Origin of the sequence: Cupriavidus sp. BIS7 (genome assembly GCF_000292345.1) — a bacterium.
GTDB lineage: Bacteria > Pseudomonadota > Gammaproteobacteria > Burkholderiales > Burkholderiaceae > Cupriavidus.
On record NZ_ALOU01000116.1, the window covers coordinates 1 to 9,766 of the forward strand.

Consider the following 9,766-nt stretch of genomic DNA (forward strand, 5'->3'; position numbering starts at 1 on the left):
GCGGGAGAGGGGAGCAAGCCGACAGGGTTTGAAATACCGATGGTGTTCTCCCCTCTCCCGCTTGCGGTGTACAGACCGGAGACATGGGTAACGGGTGTTCGGGGACATAGGTGACACGTGATCTGCGCACATCATGATGTGCGCAGGTCGATTTCTCCAATCTCGAAACGGCTGAACCACACCGCGAAGCAGCCATCCTCGGCCTTGGGCCGCAAGGCGATGCGCTGCCCGATGAACGGCGGTCCTGGTGGGGGCCGCCGCGTCACGGTCGGCTAGGATGATCTGGGGCGGGTTCGCATCCAGTCGTCGAGCGGGTTGCTTGGGAAGGTTGCGCAGTGCTCACGGCGTACCGCCATGCTGGCGGTGGCCGGTCGCGATGCCCCCTCGTTGCGTGCTGCGCGCGCACTGCGTCTGGCGCGTCCCAGCGTAGCCGCGGCGGCTGCCGCGGCCTGCTGGGCCTCGCTTTCCACTGTGGCGGCCAGCGCCGCGAGTTGGGCCTGCTTGTCGGCGTGCTGAGCCACGCCGATCTCGAACACATCCTGCAGCGCACCGAGCTCCTGCGGCGCTGGCGTGGGGGCCTTGAGGGCCGACACCACCATCGACGTCAGTTGCGCCAGCACCTGCGCATCGCTCATCCGCCTGCCCTGCGTGAACGCCGGCATCAGGTTGCCGAGTTCGTCGCCGGCCAGCACGCCTGCAAGCGCCTTGAGCGCGAAATGCAGGCGCCAGCCCAGGTCTTGACGCGGCACGTCCGGCAACGCGCGGGCGAACGCTTCGAAGAAGCGGCCGAACACGGGTGCGTAGTGCCCCATCAGCCAGGACTGGATGAACGGGGATGTATCCGAATACACGCGCCCTAGCAGGCGCAGGAACGATGGGCCGCCGATCTCGGGCTCGCGCGCCATCTGGAGCGCGGGCACGAACAGTGCGCCCATCACGTGCTCGCAGCGGATGTCGTTACCCGGCCAGCGCGCTTCGCAAGCATCCAGCAATGCGAGCCGACGGGTATTGAGCGGATCCAGCCGGCGACCAAGCACCGACTGCATCATGATTTCCTTGCTGCGGAAGTGGTAGTTGACGGCGGCCAGATTGACGATCGCCCGAGACGTAACCTGTCTGAGCGATGTCGCTTCGTAGCCTACCTCGATGAACAGCTTTTCGGTCGCATCAAGGATACGAGCCTTGGTGTCTCCTGCCGTGGTCTTCCCGGTCTTCATGGGGGCGTCTCTCGCTATGAATCAGCAGTGGACCCCTGCAATAAAAAATAATCCACGACCGCTGCAGCTCCGTGCTCTATCGGCATACGGATGCTTAAAACGGTTGTGAGGAGCCTACCCAGCGCCTCGTCTGTTTAACAAGACTAATATTCGAGCGGTTCCTCTAAACTGCAGGCCCGATTGCTCGGGCCCGTTTCAATCACGACGTGATGTTTTGCACCAGTGCCGACACATTCTGCGCCGTGAGCGCGAACACTGACAACTGAGGGTTCGCACCAATACTGGTTGGGAAGACCGAGCCATCGAACACGGAAAGATTTTCCAGTTGGTGGTGGCGCCCTGCGCTGTTGACCACGCCGCGCGTCGGATCGTCGCTCATGGCACAGCCGCCCATCAGGTGCGCGCTGAACAGCAGCGCGCGGAATTTCTTCAGCGGCAGCTGGCCGATAGCCTCGCGCGCCTGGGGCCAGCTGGTGTAGTCCTGGCCATCGAGGTGTGCGGGACGTACCCGCTTCGCGCCGGCTGCGAACTGCGCCTCGGCCATGCTCAGGTACGCGCGGCGCACGCCGTCCCAGACGTAGTCACTCACGTCGTAGTCCAGCACGGGGCTGCCGTCGTCGGCAATGCGCACGCGCCCGCCCGGGCTGTCCGGCACGAAGCCGTCGCGCAACAGCGCCAGCATGGCGTTGGTGTGCGGCAACGCGGCCATCTGGCGTTTGAGGTCGTCGCCCAGCGCATTGAACACGCCTGAGCTGATGCCCGGGAACAGCGGCGGTACTTCGAGCTTGTAACCCATCGGCCCGGTCGCGCCGTCTCGCCACTGGAAGTGGTCGGAGGCCACCGATTGCGGCGCCCCATAGAACGGTTCGATTTTCTCCGGCATTTCCGCAACACTCAAATTCACCGGATGAATGAATGTCCGCTGGCCGATGCGCCCATTCGGGTCCGGCACGCGCGAGCGCAGCAGCAGCGCGGGCGTGTTGATGGCGCCGCCCGCGGCGATCACATGCTTCGCGCGGACGGTGACGGTAATGCCGCTGGCCGTGTACCCATCGCTGCGCAGTGCGTCGCCGGTCAGACCGCTCACGGTCTTGCCGTCATGGTCGATCGTGCGCACGCGCAGCCGATGCACGAGCGTGGCGCCGCGTGCGAGCGCGCTGGGAATCGTCGATACCAGCATCGACTGCTTGGCGTTGACCGGGCAGCCCAGGCCGCAATAGCCGGAGTTCCAGCAGCCCTTCACGTTGCGCGGAATCACGTGCCATTCCCAGCCGAGCTTTTCGCAGCCGCGCTTGAGCACGGTGTTGTTCGGATTGGGGTCCATCGCCCATGGCGCCATGTTGAGGCGCGCTTCGATCTTTGCGAACCACGGGGCCATTTCGGCCTCGCTGTGCCCGGTCACAGCGTGTTCCGCCGCCCAGTGCGCCAGCGTCTTTGGCGGCGTGCGAAAGCTCGACGACCAGTTCACGGTGGTGCTGCCGCCCACCGAGCGGCCCTGCAGGATCGAGATGGCGCCGTCCGATGTCGCGCGTGCGGCCGCTTCCTGGTACAGCTCGCGATAGGCGCGTGCTTCGTCCATGTCCTTGAAGCTGTCCGAGGTATGAAGCCCGCCTTCTTCGAGCAGCAGCACCTTGAGCCCCGCTTCGCTGAGTACTTCCGCGGCGATGCCGCCCCCGGCGCCGGTGCCGACGATGGCGACGTCGGCTTCAAACGTGCGTGGCGCGGTGAAGGTGGCGGCGTCGAGCACCTTCCAGCCGGACGCAATGCCGGCGCCGTAGATATCGTTGATGGCCATGGTGTGGATCAGCTATGGATGGCGCGATAGACCGCGGGATTGGGGCCGGGATAGCCGCTTGCCGCCCAGGCATCGGGCAGCACGAAGTAACCGACGCTGGCCAGCTTGACCAGCACCACGCCGCCCGCATTGAGCGTTGCAAAGCGGCTGGTGCGCCAGCGTGTCAGGAACGTCCGCATCTGCTCCGGCGTGGCCTCCTCCCATGACGTGCTCACGCCGGCCAAAGCCCAGCGCAGCGGCGTGCTGGAAAGCAGGTCGAACAGTTTGCGCAGTTCCTTCTGACCGTTCTGGACCATGGCGGCGATCGTGCCGTCGATGTTAAGGACGGCCGCATTCACACGCTTCTCGCGCTGTGCCGGGTCAACCGTTTCGAGGTCGCTGACAACGGCCGGCAGCAGCGCGCGCAACAGCGCGACGTCGGCGGGCCGCAGGAACGCCATGCCCGCCTGCGGCACTGCACTGGCAGGCGAGCAGCCCGTCAGCGATGGCAGCAACGCCGAGCAGGCGATCGCGACCGAGAACCCGGCGCCAACCTTGAGGAACTGGCGGCGCGTCGAATCCTCGACAGCTTGTGGGGCCGGTATGGGCATCGTGTCTCCGTGGTGGTCTTCGTTTTCCGATATTGGTTTTATGCCGGACAGGGTACATCCAGCCGAGGGTGTATTGCGATTCTGCCGAAGTGCGGAATTTTTTTTCCGCCTTTTCAGCAGTTTCAAACGCACGAATGACTGCTATTTGCGATGCGGCTCTCTCGTCGCGAGCCTCGTTTGATGTGCGCGCAACGCGGCTGGAAATCGCCGAAAAATAGAGCAAATCTACAAACCAGCGGATTGACCCTCGGCACGGACTGCGGCGTGTCGGCGACGACCGTGCTAACCGAGTCGGCAACGTTACAATGCGGCATCACCGCCCGCTGCCCCCATGCATATCCGTTGGCTCGAAGATTTCGTCTGCCTGGCCCAGGCCGGGAGTCTCGCGCGCGCCGCCGAGCTGCGCAACGTGACGCCGCCCGCGTTCGGCCGGCGCATGCAGGCGCTTGAAGTCTGGGCCGGTGCGCCGCTGATCGACCGCAGCGAGTTTCCAGTGCGGCTGACTGCCGAAGGCCGCCAGTTCCTGGAGGCCGCGCAGGCGGCGCTGCGCACGCTCGATGAAGCGCGCCTGTCGCTGCGCGCGGCACACCGGGCCGATGCCAGCACACTGACCATCGCCACTGGCAAGACGCTGGCGCGCTCGATGGTGCCCGCATGGCTCGCCGGCCTGCGCGACGCGCTGCGCGGTGACCCGGTCGGCGCCGGATTCCGTACCCGGCTTTCCACACACGCCACGCATGACGCCCTGGAAATGTTCACCGAGGGCGATGCCGATTTCCTGCTGTGCTACAGCCCGCATGACCTGCCTGTGATGCTCGACGACGCACGCTATGCGTTCCACCCGGTGGGCGTGGAGCGGCTGGTCTGCGTGTCGGCTGCCGATGCGCGCGGCGGCCCGGCGTTCCGGCTGCGGCGTCCCAAGGCGGGCGCGCGTCCTGTGCCGGTGCCGATGATCGCCTATGCCGAAACGCTGACGATGGGCCGCATGGTCAACCAGGAGATCGCGCGCCGCAAGCTGGCGAGCTGGCTCGACGTCATTGCGGTCAGCGATTTCGCAGAATCGGTGCACGAGATGGTGCGGCAGAAGATGGGGCTGGCCTGGCTGCCGGCCCGGCTGATTGCCGACGATCTCCACGCGGGGCGCCTTGTGCGTGCCGACCTTCAGGGCGGTGATTCGGCAGACCTTGCGCTCGACATCCGCCTCTACCGCCCGCGCGCGCAGATGCGGCCGCTGGCCGAGGCGTTCTGGCGCGCGGCATCGATGATCTAGGTACGGTTCTCTCCCCTCTCACGTGTGCACGAGAGAGGGGAGCATTGAAAGCCATTGCCAAAATGGCAACCGGCATTGCCAAAGCCGCATGTCACCGGGCGCGCGCCTCTTTACCATCGGCGCACAACATTCCTAGAACTGCCCGGAGAAATCATGAAGACCCTGCTGCGCGCGGCTGTGGCCGCTACCCTTGCCAGTTGTGCCTTTGCCGCAGGCGCGGCCGGCAGCTACCCCACCAAGCCGATCACGCTGGTGGTGGGTTATACGGCGGGCGGCAGCGTCGACCTGGTTGCGCGTACCGTTGCGCCGGAACTGGGCAAGCGGCTGGGCCAGAGCGTGGTGATCGAAAACCTTGGCGGCGCGGGCGGGACGATTGGCGCACAAAAGGTGGTCAAGGCCGATGCCGACGGCTACACGCTGCTGCTGGGCTCGGGCAGCGAGGTGTCGATTGCACGCCTGACCAATCCCGCTGTGCGCTATGACGGCGAGAAGGATCTCGCGCCGATCACGTTCGTCGGCACGCAGCCGATGGTGCTGGTTGGCAAGCTGCAACTGCCGGCCAAGGACGCGGGCGAACTGATGGCCCTGGCCAAGGCGCAGCCGGGCAAGCTGTCCTATGCATCGTCCGGTATCGGCACGCCGCTGAACCTGGCCGGTGAGCTGATCAAGCAGCAGGGCAAGGTCAGCATCACCCACGTGCCGTACAAGGGCGCCTCGGCGATGTCCACCGACCTGCTCGGCGGCCAGATCGACCTGGCGGTGATGGTGCTGTCATCGGCGCTGCCGCATATCCAGGCCGGCCGTGTGCGCGTCTATGGCGTGACCGAGGCCAAACGCGCCAGCGTGGCCCCGAACGTCCCGGCGCTGGCCGAGACCCCGGTGCTCAAGGGTGTCGACATGGGAGTATGGTTCGGATTGATGGCGCCTGCGGCTACACCGCGCCCTGTTATTGATCGCCTGAATACCGAGATGCAGGCCGTGCTGGCGCTTCCTGAAGTTCGCAAGAAGCTGGCCGAGGCCGGTGTGGAAGTGGCGCCGGGCAACCCGGCCCAGTTCGCGACCTTCGTCAAGCGCGAGACCGGCAAGTACCGCGCAATCGTGCAGGCCGCCAATATCCACGAATAACCGCAAGGCAGTCACGCAAGGAAGCCCCATGACGCAGACCGCCACCGCCTTCGACGCCTACCCCGTCGAGGTCGAGTTTCCCGATATCCGTCCCTATGCCGATGGCAACACCGGCATCGCCTACGTCCACACGTTTGACAGCGGCGTGCCCGGGCCGCATGTGATGGTCAACGCGCTCACGCATGGCAATGAAGTGTGCGGCGCGATTGCCGTGGCCGGCTTGCTCGACCATGGCCTGCGCCCGCGGCGCGGCAAGCTCACGCTGTCGTTTGCCAATGTCGATGCGTATGCCCGCTTCGATGCGGCCGTGCCCGATGCCTCGCGCTTTGTCGATCAGGACTTCAACCGCGTCTGGACGTCGGCGGTGCTTGATGATGTATCGCGCGACTCGTCGGAGCTGCGCCGTGCGCGTGCCATGCGTCCCGTGGTGGACACCGTGGACCTGCTGCTCGACCTGCACTCGATGCATGAGAAGAGCCGCCCGCTGATCGTGTCCGGCCCGCTGGACAAGGGCATTGCGCTGTCGCGTGCCATCGGCGCGCCGGCGGACGTTATTGTCGACGAGGGCCATCCGGAAGGCCGCCGCATGCGTGATTACGCCGATTTTGGCGACGCCGCCAGCCCGCGCAATGCGCTGCTGATCGAGTGTGGCCAGCATTGGGAGATTTCGGCGGTCGACGTCGCACGTGACAGCACGGCGCGCTTTCTGCTCAGCGCGGGCATCGTCGAAGAAGCGGACCTGCCTGCTGGCTGGCTGCGTCCGCTGCCGGCTGCACAGCGCGTGATCCGCGTGACCGAACCCGTGGTGGCCAGCAGCATGGACTTCCGCTTTGCCGGCCCCTACACCGGGCTGGAAACGTTTGCGGAGGCCGGTACCGTGATCGGCTGGCGCGATGGTGAGCCGGTGGTCACCCCCTATGCCAACTGCGTGCTTGTGATGCCGTCGCTGCGCCAGTTGCGGCCTGGCGTCACGGTGGTGCGTCTGGGGCGGCTGGAAACCTGAGCGCCGCGGCACCATTCAACGATTGACTTCGGCGTGCCGGCAAGATGCCCCCTCAAGAGGCGTCCCCCGGCCCCGACCTTTGAAAGCCTGTTCAGGCTCAGGCAGCCGGACCCGCGCCCGTTGCGGGATTCGCAGCCGGTGCCGCCTGGGATGTCGCCGGTTGCGGCTTCAGGCCCGGGAACAGTTGGTCCACCAGTTCCTCGATCTTCATGTCAGGCGGGATCAGGTGGCTCAGGTTGATGCCTCCTGCGCTGCGATTGGCGTTGTAGATGGCCTTGCCGACTCGCTCGCCGTTGCGGAAGACCGTGATATCGGCCGAGACGAGGAACGGCGTCAGGTAGGTCGAACGTTGTGCGGTGTAGGTGGCTGCCATCGGGCACGATGACACCGACGAATACACCGGCAGGATCTTCACTTCGAAGTTGCGCGCACGCAGGGCGTTCGCGAACGTCTCCACATAGGCGTTGCCGTTCACCTCGTTGGTGATGACGCAGAACAGCGCGCCATCGGCGCCGACCACGCGGTTGCCGTCGACGCGGATCTGCGCCGGTCCGCCGTAGGGACCGGGCTGGTAACTGGCGATCGGGTCAGCCTGGGCCGCGCGCTCGACCGGCGTGACCGCCTGGTAGGTGGAACAGCCCGCGGCCAGCAGGGCCAGTGCGGCGGCAATCGTTACTCTCTTCATCATGTGTCCTGAATCGCGTCGGCGAGGGCGCCGGCGGCCCGGACTCGGATGAGGGGCGCATTGCCGGCAGCATGCCTGCGTACTGTAGGCGTACCGGCGCGCGGTCAAAGCGCGGAACAGCGGGGCACAGATACCGCAAATCGCCCGTGTGACGGATGCGTCAGGTTGGAATGGGTGTTAGTTGGCGCCGCCCCGGATCAGGCAGTCTGCCAGCAGCGGCACGCCGCCCTCTCCCAGCCCCGCGCCCGTGCATTCGACGGCAACCTTCTGGCCGCGCCGGACCATGGTGGCCCGCGCCTCGACCTCGCAGGTGCGGCCGGCCGGCCCGCAGATCTGCTGACGCAGCAGGACCGCGCGGACCAGTTCGCCCGGATTGCTCGTGCGGATTTCCAGGAACACGTTGCTGGCGTCGCGGCGGATACCGCTTGCTACGCCTTCGACGATGAAGTACTTGCCGCGATAGCGGTCGTCGGCCCCGCCGGCATTGTCGCGGTAATCGGCAAACAGGTTGTCGGCCTGATACTCGGGCAGCACGTCGGCGGGACGGTTGGGATCGATGCTGATCGGATCGAGCGTACCGTTGCGCGGCACGCCGCGCGGCGTGCTGGCGGGCGCGGTGGCTGGAGCGACGGAACTTTCAAGCGGAACGACGTCGCCCCTGTCATTGCCAACAAACCACAGCACGCCAAGGACGGCCACGGCTACAAAGGCGACAAGGGTTTGCTGCAGGCGACTCAACATCTTGGTGGGCGGGCTCCGGCGGAACCAGGGAAATGGGGCAAGGCCGCCAGTGTAACGCGCCTGTTACTTGCCGACGTGCGCCAGCAGATACGCCTTGGCCGCGGCGAGTACCTCATTGGACAGCGGCGTGCCCTGCGTGGCGCGCGAAAGTACCAGCGCGCCCGCCAGCGTGGCCATCTGCGCGAGGGCAGCGGCACGGTTGGCTTCCGCATCGCCATCTGGCTGGACGCTGGCCAGGATATCCAGCAGGTTGTCGAGCCCGTCATGGAAGGCGGCCCGAACGGGTTTGTCGTCGGCCTCGCGTGCGACGTCGTTGGCCAGCGCCGCTACCGGGCAGCCCGTGCCGGCCGCATTGCGGTTGCGCGCGGAAAGGTAGCCGTCGATCAACGCCGACAGCGCGCCGGCCTTGTCCGGCGCATCATCCACACGCTTGCGCCAGCGCGCTTCCGATTCCTCGAACGCCCGCGCGCAGGCGATGGCCGCCAACGCGTCCTTTGATTCGAAATGGCCGTAGAAGCCACCGTGCGTCAGCCCGGCCGCGCCCATGAGGTCGGCCACGCTGATGCCGTGAAACCCCTGCTCGCGAAACAGCCGGGACGAAACCTGTTCAATCGCTGCGCGGTTCTTTTCCGCTTCCGCCTTCGATACCCGCGGCATGTCGTACTCCTGTCCTGGCGGACCCGATTCAATTGCTCCGTGCCGATGGTCGGTCACATCGCCGGGCAAGTCAACGCTGCGCCGGCTACACGACGGTCGGGCCGCGCGGAGCGTCCGGCAATTGTCCTAGCGCGGCGAGATACTGCGCGACGCCGTATGGCGCTGCCTGCCCCATCTGCGCCAGGAAATAGTCGCGCATGATGTCGCCCTGCTGTTCGAGCTTGTACGCGGTGAGCGGCTTGCCGGGCTCCAGCCGGTACTTGTACTGGTTGAAGCCAAGAAAATGCCGGATCTGCTCGCCCATGCCCCTGAACAGCACGTTGACGCCGCACTGGTGCTGCCAGACGTGCGTCATCTCGTGGATGAAGAACGCCTGGATGGGCAGGCTCGCGGCGCTGAAGTCGGTGTACCGGCGCAGGTTCCTGCCAAGGTACATCTGGCCATTGGGCGTGACGATGTAGTTGGCGCCCTGCCAGAAGATGTAGTTCCTGACGTGGATGCGGACTCGGGTGTAATCGATGCTGTTGGCGAAGACGCGGCGCGCGAGTGCGATCTCGCCAGCGGTGAGTGAGCGGGTTCCGACGAGCAGGTTGTCCGGCGATGCCTCACCGGACCGCGGCCTTGCCATCGAGGCAAATCCAGGCGAATCCGGTGTCAGAGCGGGGCCGGCGGGGCCGTCTGCG

10 protein-coding genes are annotated in these 9,766 nt (G+C 66.0%); 3 read left to right on the top strand and 7 right to left on the bottom strand.

Annotated features, from left to right (window positions below):
- Nucleotides 1–272: 272 nt before the first annotated feature.
- The 3 genes from B552_RS0126660 to B552_RS0126670 all read right to left on the bottom strand — a co-directional run bounded on the left by B552_RS0126660 (nt 273) and on the right by B552_RS0126670 (nt 3,602).
- On the bottom strand, nt 273–1,217 hold the full coding sequence (locus B552_RS0126660; RefSeq protein WP_019452117.1) for a TetR/AcrR family transcriptional regulator: 945 nt from the start codon (nt 1,215–1,217) through the stop codon (nt 273–275).
- A 199-nt stretch (nt 1,218–1,416) separates the two neighbouring features.
- Nucleotides 1,417–3,012: a GMC family oxidoreductase gene (locus B552_RS0126665; protein ID WP_019452118.1), complete on the bottom strand. Its 1,596-nt coding sequence runs from the start codon at nt 3,010–3,012 to the stop codon at nt 1,417–1,419.
- An 8-nt stretch (nt 3,013–3,020) separates the two neighbouring features.
- The gene (locus B552_RS0126670; protein ID WP_019452119.1) at nt 3,021–3,602 is read right to left on the bottom strand and encodes a hypothetical protein; all 582 of its coding nucleotides are present in this window, start codon (nt 3,600–3,602) and stop codon (nt 3,021–3,023) included.
- Between the two features lie 331 nt (nt 3,603–3,933).
- Between B552_RS0126670 and B552_RS0126675 the strand changes: the two genes are divergently transcribed.
- The 3 genes from B552_RS0126675 (at nt 3,934) to B552_RS0126685 (ending at nt 7,000) form a co-directional block, all read left to right on the top strand.
- A complete protein-coding gene (locus tag B552_RS0126675; protein WP_019452120.1) occupies nt 3,934–4,872 on the top strand; it encodes a LysR substrate-binding domain-containing protein in 939 nt (312 codons plus the stop codon).
- 153 nt (nt 4,873–5,025) lie between these two features.
- On the top strand, nt 5,026–5,997 hold the full coding sequence (locus tag B552_RS0126680) for a tripartite tricarboxylate transporter substrate binding protein (RefSeq protein WP_019452121.1): 972 nt from the start codon (nt 5,026–5,028) through the stop codon (nt 5,995–5,997).
- Nucleotides 5,998–6,025: 28 nt separating this feature from the next.
- On the top strand, nt 6,026–7,000 hold the full coding sequence (locus tag B552_RS0126685; protein WP_019452122.1) for a M14 family metallopeptidase: 975 nt from the start codon (nt 6,026–6,028) through the stop codon (nt 6,998–7,000).
- A gap of 97 nt (nt 7,001–7,097) precedes the next feature.
- On the opposite strand, the gene B552_RS0126690 is transcribed toward B552_RS0126685, so the two are convergent.
- The 4 genes from B552_RS0126690 to B552_RS27980 all read right to left on the bottom strand — a co-directional run bounded on the left by B552_RS0126690 (nt 7,098) and on the right by B552_RS27980 (nt 9,711).
- Nucleotides 7,098–7,688 carry an Sbal_3080 family lipoprotein gene (locus B552_RS0126690; RefSeq protein WP_019452123.1) on the bottom strand — a complete coding sequence of 197 codons (591 nt, stop codon included), beginning with the start codon at nt 7,686–7,688 and terminating at the stop codon, nt 7,098–7,100.
- Between the two features lie 174 nt (nt 7,689–7,862).
- A complete protein-coding gene (locus tag B552_RS0126695; protein WP_019452124.1) occupies nt 7,863–8,426 on the bottom strand; it encodes an OB-fold putative lipoprotein in 564 nt (187 codons plus the stop codon).
- A 63-nt stretch (nt 8,427–8,489) separates the two neighbouring features.
- Complete coding sequence (locus B552_RS0126700; protein ID WP_019452125.1) at nt 8,490–9,083, bottom strand: TetR/AcrR family transcriptional regulator; 594 nt, start codon at nt 9,081–9,083, stop codon at nt 8,490–8,492.
- Nucleotides 9,084–9,168: 85 nt separating this feature from the next.
- Nucleotides 9,169–9,711 (bottom strand): hypothetical protein, encoded by a 543-nt coding sequence (locus B552_RS27980; RefSeq protein WP_019452126.1) that lies wholly within the window; start codon nt 9,709–9,711, stop codon nt 9,169–9,171.
- Nucleotides 9,712–9,766 lie beyond the last annotated feature (55 nt).

Bases quoted from the DNA above. Each gene is read 5' to 3' on its own strand.
- B552_RS0126680 (WP_019452121.1), top strand. From the start codon at position 5,026: ATGAAGACCCTGCTGCGCGCGGCTGTGGCCGCTACCCTTGCCAGTTGT.
- B552_RS0126665 (WP_019452118.1), bottom strand. From the start codon at position 3,012: ATGGCCATCAACGATATCTACGGCGCCGGCATTGCGTCCGGCTGGAAG.
- B552_RS0126670 (WP_019452119.1), bottom strand. From the start codon at position 3,602: ATGCCCATACCGGCCCCACAAGCTGTCGAGGATTCGACGCGCCGCCAG.
- B552_RS0126660 (WP_019452117.1), bottom strand. From the start codon at position 1,217: ATGAAGACCGGGAAGACCACGGCAGGAGACACCAAGGCTCGTATCCTT.
- B552_RS0126690 (WP_019452123.1), bottom strand. From the start codon at position 7,688: ATGATGAAGAGAGTAACGATTGCCGCCGCACTGGCCCTGCTGGCCGCG.
- B552_RS0126695 (WP_019452124.1), bottom strand. From the start codon at position 8,426: ATGTTGAGTCGCCTGCAGCAAACCCTTGTCGCCTTTGTAGCCGTGGCC.
- B552_RS0126700 (WP_019452125.1), bottom strand. From the start codon at position 9,083: ATGCCGCGGGTATCGAAGGCGGAAGCGGAAAAGAACCGCGCAGCGATT.
- B552_RS0126685 (WP_019452122.1), top strand. From the start codon at position 6,026: ATGACGCAGACCGCCACCGCCTTCGACGCCTACCCCGTCGAGGTCGAG.
- B552_RS27980 (WP_019452126.1), bottom strand. From the start codon at position 9,711: ATGGCAAGGCCGCGGTCCGGTGAGGCATCGCCGGACAACCTGCTCGTC.
- B552_RS0126675 (WP_019452120.1), top strand. From the start codon at position 3,934: ATGCATATCCGTTGGCTCGAAGATTTCGTCTGCCTGGCCCAGGCCGGG.